11 protein-coding genes and 4 tRNA genes are annotated in these 14974 nt (G+C 46.9%); 3 read left to right on the plus strand and 12 right to left on the minus strand.

The window, feature by feature from the left end; translation table 11 throughout:
• The first annotated feature begins 207 nt into the window (after nt 1–207).
• Nucleotides 208–1647: a sucrose-specific PTS transporter subunit IIBC gene (locus MTO69_RS07790; RefSeq protein WP_248328078.1), complete on the plus strand. Its 1440-nt coding sequence runs from the start codon at nt 208–210 to the stop codon at nt 1645–1647.
• Between the two features lie 156 nt (nt 1648–1803).
• On the opposite strand, the gene pheT is transcribed toward MTO69_RS07790, so the two are convergent.
• Together pheT and pheS are read right to left on the minus strand one after the other, a co-directional pair.
• A complete protein-coding gene (pheT, locus tag MTO69_RS07795; RefSeq protein ID WP_248328080.1) occupies nt 1804–4209 on the minus strand; it encodes a phenylalanine--tRNA ligase subunit beta in 2406 nt (801 codons plus the stop codon).
• Nucleotides 4210–4227: 18 nt separating this feature from the next.
• Complete coding sequence (gene pheS / locus MTO69_RS07800) at nt 4228–5211, minus strand: phenylalanine--tRNA ligase subunit alpha (RefSeq protein WP_004413586.1); 984 nt, start codon at nt 5209–5211, stop codon at nt 4228–4230.
• 257 nt (nt 5212–5468) lie between these two features.
• On the opposite strand from pheS, the gene MTO69_RS07805 reads away from it, so the two are divergent.
• A complete protein-coding gene (locus MTO69_RS07805) occupies nt 5469–5951 on the plus strand; it encodes a GNAT family N-acetyltransferase (protein WP_248328082.1) in 483 nt (160 codons plus the stop codon).
• Here MTO69_RS07805 and MTO69_RS07810 read toward each other — a convergent pair.
• The gene (locus tag MTO69_RS07810; RefSeq protein WP_248328084.1) at nt 5937–7067 is read right to left on the minus strand and encodes a GGDEF domain-containing protein; all 1131 of its coding nucleotides are present in this window, start codon (nt 7065–7067) and stop codon (nt 5937–5939) included. The genes MTO69_RS07805 and MTO69_RS07810 overlap by 15 nt on opposite strands.
• Before the next feature lie 341 nt (nt 7068–7408).
• On the opposite strand from MTO69_RS07810, the gene MTO69_RS07815 reads away from it, so the two are divergent.
• Nucleotides 7409–8485, plus strand: a complete 1077-nt coding sequence (locus tag MTO69_RS07815) for a PQQ-dependent sugar dehydrogenase (RefSeq protein WP_248328086.1) — start codon at nt 7409–7411, stop codon at nt 8483–8485.
• 28 nt (nt 8486–8513) lie between these two features.
• On the opposite strand, the gene MTO69_RS07820 is transcribed toward MTO69_RS07815, so the two are convergent.
• From MTO69_RS07820 to uvrY, 9 genes are all read right to left on the minus strand, one after another.
• Nucleotides 8514–10001 (minus strand): sensor domain-containing diguanylate cyclase, encoded by a 1488-nt coding sequence (locus MTO69_RS07820; RefSeq protein ID WP_248328088.1) that lies wholly within the window; start codon nt 9999–10001, stop codon nt 8514–8516.
• 2 nt (nt 10002–10003) lie between these two features.
• Entirely contained in the window at nt 10004–10504 is a 501-nt protein-coding gene (locus MTO69_RS07825) for a hypothetical protein (RefSeq protein WP_248334437.1), read from the minus strand.
• Nucleotides 10505–10803: 299 nt separating this feature from the next.
• Nucleotides 10804–10879, minus strand: a tRNA-Gly gene (locus MTO69_RS07830).
• Nucleotides 10880–10897: 18 nt separating this feature from the next.
• A tRNA-Leu gene (locus MTO69_RS07835) sits at nt 10898–10984 on the minus strand.
• A gap of 68 nt (nt 10985–11052) precedes the next feature.
• Nucleotides 11053–11128 (minus strand) — tRNA-Gly (locus MTO69_RS07840).
• 3 nt (nt 11129–11131) lie between these two features.
• Nucleotides 11132–11205: transfer RNA gene (locus tag MTO69_RS07845), tRNA-Cys, on the minus strand.
• Nucleotides 11206–11553: 348 nt separating this feature from the next.
• Nucleotides 11554–12111, minus strand: coding sequence for a CDP-diacylglycerol--glycerol-3-phosphate 3-phosphatidyltransferase (pgsA, locus tag MTO69_RS07850; RefSeq protein ID WP_248328090.1), 558 nt, complete (start codon nt 12109–12111; stop codon nt 11554–11556).
• Nucleotides 12112–12188: 77 nt separating this feature from the next.
• Entirely contained in the window at nt 12189–14021 is a 1833-nt protein-coding gene (gene uvrC / locus MTO69_RS07855; protein ID WP_248334438.1) for an excinuclease ABC subunit UvrC, read from the minus strand.
• Between the two features lie 43 nt (nt 14022–14064).
• Nucleotides 14065–14709 carry a UvrY/SirA/GacA family response regulator transcription factor gene (gene uvrY / locus MTO69_RS07860; protein WP_248328092.1) on the minus strand — a complete coding sequence of 215 codons (645 nt, stop codon included), beginning with the start codon at nt 14707–14709 and terminating at the stop codon, nt 14065–14067.
• Between the last annotated feature and the right edge of the window lie 265 nt (nt 14710–14974).

Here is a 14974-nt window from a genome sequence, read left to right on the forward strand (position 1 = left end):
GTAAGTAATTGGGAATGTTTGCAAAATTAGCAGAATTCTCAGTAAAAGCCACCCTGCTCAATCGGTTTAGCAAAAAATTTTAGCCGATCCAACTCACATAAACACCGGCTATTCTTTGACTGAATGGTTGGAATGGAAAAAAATCAAATTGCAAACGTTCCCAAAGCGTTTTGCAAACCATTATCAAACATAATAACGGGGTCTGGAATGAATTATCCAATAATTGCAAAAGAGCTGCTGGAGCTACTTGGAGGACGAGATAACCTACAAGCGCTCGCCCACTGCGCAACGCGGCTTAGGCTGGCATTGAAAGATGACACAATGGTCGATGAAGAAGCGATTTCGAACTTAGATGGGGTCAAAGGACAATTTAAAGTTGCAGGCCAATACCAAATTATTTTCGGCTCTGGCATCGTCAACCAAGTTCACGCGGAAATGGCAAAACTCACCGGTATGAGCGAGATGTCGACCAATGATGTTGCTAGCGCAGGTGCACAGAAACAAAACATCGTGCAACGTGCGGTCAAAGGGTTGTCGGATATTTTTGTACCTATCATTCCAGCCATCGTTGCAGGCGGCCTGTTAATGGGGATCTTCAATCTGCTGACCGCACAAGGTCTGTTCATTGAAGGTCAATCATTGATCGAAGCCAACCCTGGTCTTGCTGATTTGGCAAGTATGATCAATACCTTTGCTAACGCGCCTTTTGTTTATCTGCCTGTTCTGTTAGCGTTTTCTGCCAGTAAGAAATTTGGTGGTAACCCATTCCTCGGCGCTGCTCTGGGTATGTTGATGGTTCACCCAGACCTACTTAACGGCTGGGGCTTCGGTGGCGCTAGTGTTGCTGGTACTATCCCGACCTGGAACATCTTTGGCTTTGAAATTCAAAAAGTCGGTTACCAAGGCTCTGTCCTGCCAGTGTTAGTCTCTGCCTTCATCCTCGCCAAAGTAGAAAATGGCCTACGTAAAATTGTGCCATCGGTGTTGGATAACTTACTGACCCCAATGCTGGCGATATTTATCACTGGCTTCCTAACCTTTACTTTAGTAGGACCTATCACTCGCGATATCGGCTTCCTACTGGGTGATGGCCTAAACTGGCTTTACGATTCTGCTGGCTTTATCGGTGGGGCACTGTTTGGCTTTATCTACGCGCCGTTTGTTATTACCGGTATGCACCACAGCTTTATTGCTATCGAAACTCAACTACTGGCGGATATTGCCATTACTGGTGGTACCTTCATATTCCCTATCGCCGCGATGTCGAACGTTGCCCAAGGTGCGGCCGCTTTAGCCGTCGGCTTTACCACTAAAGACGTTAAGCTGAAAGGGGTTGCCATGCCATCGGGAATCACTGCGCTACTTGGCATCACTGAACCGGCTATGTTTGGTGTTAACCTCAAGCTACGTTATCCATTCATTGCCGCGATCATCGGTGCAGCAACGGCAAGTGCGTTTATCACCCTATTCAATGTAAAAGCTCAGGCTTTGGGCGCGGCTGGTCTCCCTGGTGTTATCTCGATTAACCCAGAGAAAATCTTCTACTATGTAGCAGGCATGGCCCTCTCGTTCATCGTTGCATTTGCGCTAACTCTAGTACTAGGTGCACGACATAAAATGAAAACCAGCCAAGCCGTTACCGCCTAGGTTAGGATTTAGTAAGTCACTCCCCCACTACTTGAATAGATTGACTTGCTGGCCCCACACTTGTGGGGCTTTTTTAATTATTGCGGTTCAACGAACTTGCCGCATAAAAAACCCTGTCACTTGGACAGGGTTTGTTGCTATTGATTTTTGCGATGATTAGTCGCGCAGCGCTGCGCCAAACTTATCAGATACGTGAGCAACGATAGCGTCAACCGCGCCAGCGATATCTGCATCTTCAAGCGTACGCTCTACAGATTGTAGTGTTAGCGCGATTGCTAAGCTCTTCTTACCTTCTTCAACGCCTTTACCGACGTAAACGTCGAACAGTTTCGCATCTTTCAGGAACTCGCCACCTTGCTCAACACATGCTGCAACGATGTCGCCAGAAGCCACGGCTTCGTCAACAACGACCGCGATGTCACGACGGTTTGATGGGAACTTAGAAAGCTGCACTGCTTCAGGAATCACTTTAGTGTTGATTGCAGACCATTCCACTTCGAATACGATAGTACGGCCGTTTAGACCAAACTTACGCTCAAGCTCTGGGTGAACGGTACCAATCACACCTACCTGCTTGCCATCAACAATAATTGCTGCAGATTGACCTGGGTGAAGCGCTGGGTTCGCTGCTTTGTCTTCAGCAGTAAGCGCTGCGAAAGAGTAAGCGGCTTCGTTTGCTGTTAGCTCAAGCACCGCTTCTAGGTCACCTTTAAGGTCAAAGAAATCAACTGTGTTGGTTTCGATGTCCCAGTGCTCTTCGCTGCGAGTACCTGCGATAACACCTGCAAGCATAGGCTCTTGGCGCATACCGTTTTCAGCCGACTCACATGGGATGAAACGTAGACCGTATTCGAATAGACGAACGCGCGGCTGTTGACGTTTCTGGTTGTGAACCACAGTGTTCAGTAGACCTTGGATTAGACCTAGGCGCATTGCTGACATATCCGCAGAGATTGGGAATGGCAGAATTAGCGGCTCAACATCTGGAACAACCAGCTTTTGCTGCTCTGGCTCAACGAAGCTGTAAGTGATCGCTTCTTGGTAACCACGGTCAACAAGTAGGTTACGAACGCGTTTTAGCGGAATGTTCGCTTCAACGTGGTCGTGCATCTTAAGTGCTGCCGCTGGGTTTTGGTTAGGGATATTATCGTAACCGTAGATGCGACCGACTTCTTCGATGAGATCTTGCTCGATTGCGATATCAAAACGCCATGTTGGTGCTGTCGCAATCCAACCTGACTCTGTCACTTCTACCGTTAGACCAAGACGCTCTAGGATTTCAACCACATCGCTATCTGCAATGTGATGACCTAGTAGGCTGTCTAGCTTAGTACGACGAAGCGCAACTGTGTTTGCTTTTGGCAGGTCAGCTTCTGACTCTACTGCAACAACAGGGGCTACTTCTCCGCCACAGATGTCAACGAGAAGTTCGGTTGCACGCTCCATTGCGCTGGTTTGTAGTGCGAAATCGACACCACGCTCAAAACGCATTGAAGAATCCGTATGTAGACCGTAGCTACGCGCGCGGCCACGGATGTGGTCTGGTGCAAAGAAGGCACACTCAAGTAGTACATCTTTAGTCTCGGTGGTTACACCAGACTCTTCACCACCAAAGATACCTGCGATAGCAAGAGCTTTGTTGTGGTCTGCGACAACGAGAGTATCTGCGTTTAGCTCCGCTTCGCTGCCGTCTAGAAGCGTCAGCTTCTCGCCCTGCTCTGCCATACGAACTACGATGCCACCTTCAATCTTAGCAAGATCGAATGCGTGCATTGGCTGGCCTTGCTCTAGAAGAACAAAGTTAGTGATGTCGACAACTGGGTCGATAGAGCGGATACCACAACGACGCAGCTTCTCTTGCATCCATAGTGGTGTTTCAGCTTGAACGTTGACGTTCTTAACCACACGGCCAAGGTAACGTGGACATGCTGCAGGCGCTTTCACTTCGATAGAAACCGTGTCATCAATCGCAGGAGCAACTGGATTAACCGCAGGCTCAGTCACGTCAGCACGGTTTAGCACGCCCACTTCACGCGCCATACCACGGATGCTGAAACAGTCAGCGCGGTTAGCCGTTAGGTCAACGTCTACTGTTACGTCGTCCAGACCTATGAATTCGCGGAAATCCGTACCGATTACGGCGTCTTCTGCTAGTTCCATGATGCCATCAGATTCAACATCGATACCTAGTTCAGAGAATGAACACAGCATGCCGTGTGATGGTTGACCACGTAGTTTTGCTTTTTTGATTTTGAAATCGCCGGGTAGCACAGCACCAACAGTCGCTACCGCAACTTTGATACCTAGGCGGCAGTTAGGCGCGCCACAAACGATGTCTAGCAGTTCTTCTGCGCCAACATCAACTTTAGTTACGCGTAGTTTGTCTGCGTCTGGGTGTTGACCACACTCAACCACTTTACCGACTTTAACGCCAGTGAAAGAGCCAGCAACAGGTAGTACGTCGTCGACTTCTAGACCCGCCATGGTGATTTGGTGTGTAAGTTCGTCAGTCGATACCGCAGGGTTTACCCACTCACGAAGCCAAGATTCGCTAAATTTCATAGTGATGGTTCCCCTGGATTACTTGAACTGTTTTAGGAAACGAAGGTCGTTCTCGAAGAACGCACGAAGATCGTTTACGCCGTAACGAAGCATAGTTAGACGCTCAACGCCCATACCAAATGCGAAGCCAGAGTATTTCTCAGGATCGATGCCTACGCTACGCAGTACGTTCGGGTGAACCATGCCACAGCCTAGAACTTCAAGCCATTTGCCGTTCTTACCTTTCACGTCTACTTCTGCTGAAGGCTCAGTGAATGGGAAGTAAGAAGGTCGGAAACGAACTTCCACTTCTTCTTCGAAGAAGTTACATAGGAAGTCATGCAGGATGCCTTTAAGCTGTGCGAAGTTTACGTTCTCGTCGACTAACATGCCTTCCACTTGGTGGAACATTGGCGTGTGCGTTTGGTCGTAGTCGTTGCGGTAAACACGGCCTGGTGCGATGAAACGGAATGGTGGTTTGCCATTTTCCATCGTACGAATCTGAACACCAGATGTGTGCGTACGCAGCATCAGATCTGGATTAAAGAAGAAGGTGTCGTGGTCAGTACGCGCTGGGTGATCTTCTGCGATGTTTAGTGCATCAAAGTTATGGAATGCATCTTCAATCTCAGGACCAGACTCAGTGTTAAAGCCTAACTCACCAAAGAACTGTTCAATACGCTCAACAGTACGAGTAACTGGGTGTAAGCCACCGTTCTCGATACGACGACCCGGTAGAGTCACGTCGATGGTTTCTGCTGCAAGCTTCGCTTCAAGTTCAGCACGTTGTAGTGCATCTTTACGAGCTGCGATCGCTTGTTGAACAACGCCCTTCGCTTTGTTGATCTCTTGACCCGCTTCACGGCGCTCTTCTGGTGGTAGTTTACCTAGGCTTTGAAGCTGAGCCGTTAGCTCACCTTTTTTACCTAGATACTGAACACGCACTTCATCAAGTGCGACTAACGAATCAGCGGCTTCAATAGCGGCGTTCGCGTTAGCAATGATCTCTTCTAGATGTTGCATCGTTTCCTCATCTACCTACACCTATGATGCAAGCCACAGGCATAAGTGGTAGTGTCCATTGTAGGCAGAGTGTTTACTCTTACCCGACGGGGATTTTTGGTCTATAGATAGCCCTACATAGTAACGAATGACAAGATCAAATCCAAACTGAAATCACCTTATTTACTGTCTTTGAGTAAATTTTCGTCTCAACGCTTGATAAAATACGATTTCGCACCAACTCGTTGAACATACGCATAGTTTTTAAAGGATCTAAGATGACAATTTTGATAGAGCCCATCCAAGCGCAACATAACTCAGAGATATGTAAAATCATCAAGTCGGTCGGCAAGGAATTTGGCGCGATTGGCGAAGGATTTGGCCCATCCGATGCCGAGGTGGAAGCGATGAGCGACCACTATACCCTAGATAAAAACAGCCTGTACTTAGTGGCTAGCATCGATGGCAAAATTGTTGGCGGCTGTGGCCTTGCCCCGTTTCAAGGCTCTGAGAGCATATGTGAATTAAAAAAACTCTTCTTGCTCCCAGAAAGTCGTGGTTTCGGCCTAGGTAAGCAGTTAACCGAGCGTTGCTTAACGTTTGCCGAGTCGCAAGGCTTTTCGCAATGCTACCTCGACACGTTAAAAACCATGACCTCAGCGATCAAGTTATATGAATCGCTAGGGTTCAACCACCTTGATAAACCATTAGATGGCACCGAGCACGGTGGATGCGATGTATGGATGTTAAAAACTCTCTGAGATTAGGTGCTGTTGAGTAACTGCAACCTGATTGCGGCCGAGAGATTTGGCTTTATAGACCGAGTTATCCGCCGCTTTTATCAAATCATTGTAGTCCAGCATCTCACTACTGCGCTCCGCGACCCCAACACTAATGCTGCCGCGCCAAACGCTCTCGCCGACCGGTATCAACATCTGGTTGACTTTGTGCCGTGTGACCTCTGCGATATGTACTCCACCTTCAAGATCGGTATTTGGGCAAATCACAAAAAATTCGTCCCCTCCTAAGCGGCACACTAGGTCGTCACTACGAAACGCGTCACTAAGGGCTTGAGACAGTTCAATCAGCAATCGGTCCCCTGCATCATGGCCCGCGGTGTCATTGACCTGCTTGAAGTAATCGGCATCAATCATAATACAAACCAACGGCTCGTTATTCTGCAATGACTCTTGCCAGTAGACTTTGAGTTTACGAATCGCGCAGCGGCGGTTTGGCAGCTTGGTCAACGAGTCTGTCAGCGAGAGCTCTTCAAGCTGTTTATTAACCCGAGATAACTGCTTAGTCCGCTCAAGAACCTTATCTTCTAGACACTGATTGAGTTCCAGCAACTCTTTGTTGCGTTCAGAGACTTGCTCAAACAGACCATTCAGGGCCTTAAGAAGAGGTTCGGTCGACTTATCTTGTTTGGTTTGCTCGTTTTCCCACGCTAGTTTAGGATCCACGCCCTGCTCTATCTGTTTGATCTGGCGAGACATATTCTGATCAATGCCAAGAATATGGTAGGCCAACCAGTGAATAAGAAAATTGAGCAACTGCTCTGATGATTTCTTGTTCTCTTCACTGATAAACGCTTGCATGCTGATAATGTCCGCCATAAAAGCGCGGTGTATTTTGATATGTTCATCGATATGCAGCTGATAGACTCCCGCCTGACGCATCAAATTTTCTTCTTCTTTGAAGTGAAACTCTGCGTAGCGAGAGAGTTCGAACAGCGCCATCCGGATATCTTGCAGTGAGATGTTATTTTGTGCGATCAACGCACCATAACGGTTGATGACCTCCACCAGGTATTGATGCTGCTCGTCGACATCTTCCAAACCTGTCTCGTAACAGCTATCCCATTCAAATGACTTCATCAATTCTAGCCCTTGTACACTGCCAACTTTAGTTAAATAGCGGCGGTTTATAATCACCATTTTATTGATAAGGATTTTACATACTTTATTAGTGAATGCTAAGTGATGAAACGCTGAAAAGCGGAGCTAGATCGGCCCCTAAGCATTTGGAATCAATATCACATTCAATAAGCGTGATCTGCGTAACGCTTAATTCAACTCTGATGCTAAGTAAACGACCGCTTATCGTGGTTTTGATTGGCAGCCGCTATCAGCCGTTGCCTCTTGTTACCATTGCCAACATTGATCAGCTGCACTATTTATTGCATACAATAGGAATATCTCGAAATAAGGAAATAACTATGAACAAACTGCTTTTTGGACTACTCCTCATCTTGGTCTACCCCGCTGTTGCTGCTGCTAAGTGGCAAGCCCAACCCGTTGTCACTGGATTAAACATTCCTTGGGGTTTGAGTGCGGTTGACGCTGATCGAGTGTTAGTGAGCGAAAAAAATGGGACTATCGGGATTTTGACCCTTTCAACCAACAATTACCAAGTACTCACTAAAGTGCCCAATGCCATCGAATATGGACAAGGCGGGCTACTGGACATTGCCGTTTCCCCTTTCAATCCAAACCATATCTATGTGACCTATGCTAAACGGGTTGGTCAGGAGATTGAGACAACGCTGGCGAGAGCGGACTTTGATGGGCAGGCCATCAGTGGCTGGCGTGAGCTCTTGGTCACACAATCAGGGTCGGATGGCGGCCGCCACTTTGGTAGTCGCATCACCTTTGACCAGGACTCGGTGTACTTCTCCGTCGGAGACCGTGGTGAGCGAGAAAATGGACAAGATCGCACCACCCATGCCGGCTCTATCCTTCGCTTAACGCCCGATGGTCAAGTGCCAAACAGCAATCCATATGTCAATGATGATAAGGTGCTCAGCGAGATTTGGAGCTACGGTCATCGCAATCCTCAAGGGCTATTCTTTGACAGCCAATCTAATCAACTTTGGTCAATTGAACATGGGCCGCGCGGCGGAGACGAGATTAACTTAATCAGCAAAGGGAGCAACTACGGCTGGCCGATTACCTCACACGGTAAAGAGTACTGGGGGCCAATCAACGTTGGTGAAGCAGAAGAGAAACCTGGAATTGTCTCGCCGACAAAAGTGTACGTCCCTTCAATCGCACCCAGCTCATTGATTCTCTATCGCGGCGAGAAACACCCACAGCTCAATGGTAAGCTGTTGGCGGGCGCGCTCAAGCTTACCCACATTAATGTGCTTACCTTGCAAGGTGAGGCGATCATTAGTGAACAGCGACTATTGGAGGATCTCGGAGAGCGGATTCGAAATATCGAAGCTCTGCCAAACGGAGAGATTTTGTTTAGCACCGACAGCGGCAAAATATTTCGCTTAATCAAATCAGACTGATCGGTATGATACTGGGTTAGTGCCTTGACTAAAGAAGGTTGTCAGCCCAGTTGACCTGGTTTCGTCCACTCTGTTTGCATGTGTAGAGGGCCTTGTCAGCCACTTCGAACATCGCTTCCTTGAGCTCCTGAGGGTTAACAAATCTGTTGTGGAGCGCCCTACTATCGCAGATTGCTCCGCCTACAGAGATGGTGATAACGCCATGGGGTTGATTGCCGTGGTGCACGACTGCGGCTGACGCGATTTCACGTCTTAACTGCTGTGAAAAATTAACCAGTTGCTCTGCACTTGAGCGAGCACAGAAAATAACAAACTCTTCTCCACCATAACGAAAAGCCAAATCGCAATCTCGAGTCAGCGCACTTATCTTAGCTCCGACCAGAGATAGCGCATTGTCCCCTTCGCTATGACCATAAATATCATTGAACGCTTTGAAATTATCGACATCACAAACCATCAACGCAACGTAATGACCTTTAGCTAAATGATGCCTTATAAAAGGAACTGCGGTTCTTGAATATTTGTGCCGAGATCCCAGCCCGGTCAAAGGATCAGTATCCGATTTAGAGCGCAAAATATTCATTTGATTGTCAAGCTTAGTAAGCAAACTCTGATAAGCGCTGGCAAGTTGACCAATTTCATCACTTCTTTCAAGCTCAGCAATGTGTTTGATGTCGGCATCCGTTTCAGCGCTTCGCATATGACTAGCGAGGGATTTAAGTGGAGAAACAATCCAGTGAGAGACCCAGCCAATCAAAATCAGCGAAACAGCTAAAGCAACCAAAGCCTCAGCAACAATCTCTTCAATCAGCGAATTCTGTAACACTGAGAGTTCACTGGCATCAAACACCGCCCAGACTTCTCCACCATTCTTATTAATCAGTGGTAGAGCAAGATTTAAAGTGCATGACTCTTGGTCAAGATAATAGCTATCACGAAGCGCAGTGGGTTTACTCCATGGGATAATCACATTGTTGGTTACATAGAGACCTTCAACCAACGACTGATGTTCACTTTTTACTCGATTATATATGGCTTTAAGTTTCTTTAGCCTAATCGTATTGTCGGAACCTGTCGCCTCTATCTGTGCTTCGAGTGTGTTGAGTTTTTGCTCGTTATGTTCTACTTCATCACTCTTGATATCCGCGCGCCATAGGTAGTCGAAGCGCTTAAAAAAGCGCACTTTAACCTTTTGCCCGGAATAATCTGATTGTCCGTCGATATCAAGAAACTCAAGATCTTCGATAGAAGCCAATGTTCGCTTTGTGGTGGGCATGGTGAGGTTGGCGTAATTGATTCCAGCAACTGAACTCGATATAAATGAGATGTGAGGGGCAAGCTTTAGTTTAGCAAGAGATGCTGAGTTTTCGACGTAACGATTCCATTCACTCTGATAGCGGGAATAGCTAAAACCGGCGATCAACATAACCACGAGAAACAGATGTGATAACACTAGCATCTGGTTGATTGAAAGCTTGGCCGCCAGTTTGTTCGGCGTGAGGAGACTTGTGGACAAGATTACTGTTCGCTGTAAACGCCGAGCACAGGTTCTGCGCAAGTACCGTTTACACAAATATCCTTGTAGGTACTATGACAACTTTGGCAAAAGCTGGGTTGTAGACTGGGGTGGGTATGACTAATGTCCTCACCTTGACGATTATAACTGCCATACACGGCTTCTCCGGCAATATGCTCGGTGACCCAAACAATCCCTTGAGCTTCCGATACCGCAACGGCAGTTATACCATCACTGTATGGCCCATGTGTTTTGTACTGTTCAATCTTTGCAGGGTTTACACGAATCGTTAATGGCGAGCCTTGTCCATCGTTAATCCAACTGTACGCTCGCACCGATTCCTGAATAAACAAAGACGTTTCTGGTGGTAATACAGTATCTGCGGGTAAATTGACCGATTCTTTTACTACTGGCCATTCGAGAAAATCCTCTGGGAAGGAGGCTAGCGATTCAGCTTTGGCTGCCAAGCCAAACATAACAGCTAGATAGCAAGCACCCGTCATTAACCATTTTGATCTAAGCATTTGGTTCCGTCCGTGTCGTCTTTGAGAGCAGAAATAAATAATTCGCTGTATTTTATTCGTTGTATAAATAAATTCACTTTAAGATTTCTCAAAAAGCGATCTCGCGATGAGCATTTTTTCATTTAGATTCTGAAATCAGAGCGACAACACAATCCGGACGGACTCAATGGAAGCAGCAAGCACGGAGTACAATTATTGCCGAGGTCGACAGTGCTAAATCGATTTCCAGAAAACCAGAAACCAAAAAGCCCCAGCATTTCTGCTAGGGCCTTGTAATTTGGAGCGACACACGAGGTTCGAACTCGTGACCTCAACCTTGGCAAGGTTGCGCTCTACCAACTGAGCTAGTGTCGCGTAATGCGTTTGTTTAGATGGTGCCCCGGGCCGGACTTGAACCGGCACAGCGCGAACGCCGAGGGATTTTAAATCCCTTGTGTCTACCAATTCCACCACCAGGGCACACAAATCTAAATCTGTGATGGAGACACCATCTAGATACCGATTGTTTAATCACTATCTGTAAAATTTGGAGCGACACACGAGGTTCGAACTCGTGACCTCAACCTTGGCAAGGTTGCGCTCTACCAACTGAGCTAGTGTCGCAAATGGAGGCGCGTCCCGGAGTCGAACCGAGGTCCACGGATTTGCAATCCGCTGCATAGCCACTCTGCCAACGCGCCCCAAAACCGCTTCGAGTTAATCTCAACTCGTCTTGGGTACGGGATGCATTCTACGGATTCGAACTTGTTCGTCAACACTATTTTTAAAATTTTAAATCGTTTGTCTAATTTACCGCCAAAACGAGCAAAAATCGTTATTTCTCATTAGCATCTGGTGAGTTTGCCACCAAGTTATTGAAAATAAACCGACATGACAAAGCAGAGTCAGGCTGTGATGACATCACCATGTAAACTTCAATTATTGCAATCGCAGCCCTATCTAGCCATCAATCACTATTTTTTACGACTATCGCGGATAAACGTGGGCAAATTTAGCCAATAAAAAAGCCCATAATTATGGGCTTTTTATTAGTGATGCTGTTTATCGAGCAAGTCGTCTTTGGCCGCCAATAAATATTGGGCCATCGACCAGTAAGTTAACACTGTGGCGACATAGAGCGCTGCATAGCCTAGCCAAATCATCCAATCATCGTAGCGCCAAATCAGTACCCACAAGGCAAACATCTGGCTCACCGTTTTGACTTTGCCTACCCAAGAGACCGCCACACTGGCACGTTTACCGATTTCGGCCATCCACTCTCGCAAAGCAGAGATGATAATCTCACGCGCTATCATGGTCACGGCAGGAATTGTGACCCAAATAGAGTGGTAGTGTTCGGTAATTAAGATAAGCGCAGTCGCGACCAATACTTTGTCGGCCACTGGATCGATAAAGGCGCCAAAACGCGAAGTTTGACCCAATTTTCTGGCCAACATACCGTCGAGCCAATCGGTAAAACCTGCTACCCAAAACACCATTGCGGCTGCGAAAGGAGACCAGCTATAAGGGAGATAAAACACAACGACAAAGACTGGTATCAAGAATAGTCGCAACAAAGACAATATGTTGGGAATGTTTAAACGCATATTTTTTAAGGCTCTTTTTGTTTGCGTATGGCTCGGGCGGCTGCTTCCAAGCAGCGCCTTATGGTGCGGGATTTTTATTATTGTTTCAATGCTTGATAGATGTTTTCTGCTAAAGAGGCGCTGATTCCCGGCACTTTGGCGATTTCTTCGACACTGGCTCTTTTCAGTTCTTGTAAGCCCCCCAAGTACTTAAGTAGGGCTTGGCGACGTTTCGGCCCTACTCCTTCAATGCCTTCTAACGCGCTGGTTCTGCGTGCTTTTCCGCGCTTAGCTCTATGCCCGGCGATGGCATGATTGTGACTCTCATCGCGAATATGTTGCATCAGGTGCAAGGCTGGCGCATCACTGGGGAGGTTAAACTCTTCTCCATCAACCGTCATTAGGGTTTCCAATCCTGGTTTACGGGTCACACCTTTGGCAATCCCTATCAACAGTGGCCGCTTTGGCCAGTCATGCCAATAACGACTGATGATCTCATGAGCACGATTGAGCTGACCTTTGCCCCCATCGATAAACACAATATCAGGGATCTTCTCAACATCGAGTTGCTTCGAGTAACGACGCTCAAGTGCCTGCCCCATGGCTGCGTAATCGTCACCACCGGTGATCCCGCTAATGTTGTAGCGACGATACTCTTGTTTGACCGGACCTTCTTGATTAAACACCACGCAAGACGCGATCGTGTTCTCACCCATAGTGTGAGAAATATCAAAACACTCCATGCGTTGGATGCTGTCTAAACCCAACAATTCTCTCAGCTCCTTAAAGCGCTGAGAAATGGTCATCTTATGATTGATTTTGGTGGTAATCGCCGTCAATGCATTGGTATTCGCTAACTTTAGATAGCGTCCGCGCGTCCCCGTTGGATTAACGTGGAACGTCACCTTGCGCCCTGCAATTTCACTGAGTGCCTGCGCGACCGGTTGCATCTCTTCGTTCAACGGCTGATTTAGAATGATCCGAGTCGGAATCGTACGCGCCTCATTGTGGCTCAAGTAATATTGGCTAAGAAAACTGTAGAAAACTTCTTGGGCGGCGGTGTTACTAGGGATCTTGGGATAATGACTGCGACTCCCCAACACCTTGCCCTGGCGAATCATCAAGATATGAATACAAGCGATGCCACTCTCTTGGGCAAAACCAAGCACATCCATATCGTCCATCGAATCTTCGGACACAAACTGTTGCTCTTGTACACGTCGGATGGCTTGGATCTGGTCACGAAATTTAGCCGCTTGCTCAAATTCTAGCGATTGGCTTGCTTGCTCCATTTTTTCGACCAACGTTGCTAAGACTTGCTTATCTTTGCCTTGCAAAAACAGGCGCACATACCCCACCAGCTCATCATATTCACCGTCTGAGATAATGCTGCTGACGCAGGGGGCCGCACATCGACCAATTTGGTACATCAAACAAGGACGAGTACGGTTGCTGTATACCGTATCCTCACATTGTCGAACTGGGAATATTTTCTGGATTAAGTGCAGCGTTTCGCGCACCGCACCAGAGTCTGGATAGGGGCCAAAATACTCTCCTTTGCGTTTTTTCGCGCCACGATGCATGGAGAGCCTTGGATGCTTATGACCGCTGATGAAAATATACGGATAAGACTTATCATCACGCAACAACACATTGTATTTAGGCAAATACTGCTTGATGTAGTTGTGTTCGAGGATCAGGGCTTCGGTTTCTGTGTGAGTGACCGTCACATCAATTTTGGCAATATTACTTACCAGCGCGCGAGTTTTCTCACTATCTACTTTGGTGCGAAAGTAGCTGGAGAGGCGCTTTTTCAGGTCTTTGGCTTTACCTACATAGATCACCACAGCGTCAGCGTTATACATACGGTATACGCCGGGCTGATTGGTGACTGTTTTTAGAAAAGAGGCTGAGTCAAACTTGGACATCACTATACCTTTAACTCGCAAACCACGTCATTAAGGTATTAACGTCCTACAGTGTCTCGGTATCAATCATGCCATGCCGGATGGCAAGGTGAGTCAGTTCAACATCGCCGCTGATATCGAGCTTGTTGAACAAGCGGTAACGATAACTGTTGACGGTTTTAGGACTCAAATTCAACTGCTCGGAGATATCCGTTACTTTCTGACCTTTGGTGATCATCATCATGATTTGTAATTCACGTTCAGATAGGTCAGCAAAAGGGTTTTCCGAAGCTGGTGAGAATTGACTTAACGCCATCTGTTGGGCAATTTCAGGTGAAATGTAGCGCTGTCCACTATTAACCATGCGAATCGCATTGACCATCTCATCTGGGCCTGCGCCCTTGGTTAAATATCCGGCTGCGCCTGCTTGCATCACTTTAGTTGGAAACGGATTTTCCGTATGAACAGTCAAAACGATAATTTTCACATCTGGATTAAAGCGCAATACCTTTTTGGTGGCCTCTAAGCCGCCAATACCTGGCATGTTCATATCCATTAAAATGACGTCTGCATGATTGCTTCGACACCATTTTACTGCTTCTTCACCGCTTTCAGCTTCCCCTGCTACGTTCATTCCACGGACGTCTTCAATAATACGTCGTATCCCTGTGCGAACCAGCTCGTGATCATCTACAAGGAAAACATTTATCAAACTTGTATCTCCACACTTTGTCTTTGGCTCTGCACCCACTTAATGTGGATAACAGCATAGCTGCCTAGTTTATCTGAAAATGAAAAAATTGCTTCCTCTGAATATGTGCTGAAATGCAAACTTTAGCAAGTACTTATTTTTATATCTGATAGTTAAATCATTAATAATCTAAAAATCAGAAACTTAGCACATAAAACTGTTTAAAAAACGAACCATCAAAATGGCCTTAGATAAAAGCTCAGTGTTTCTATTTATGTGTTTTTGC

It is taken from the genome of Vibrio sinaloensis (assembly GCF_023195835.1).
Lineage (GTDB): Bacteria > Pseudomonadota > Gammaproteobacteria > Enterobacterales > Vibrionaceae > Vibrio > Vibrio sinaloensis_C.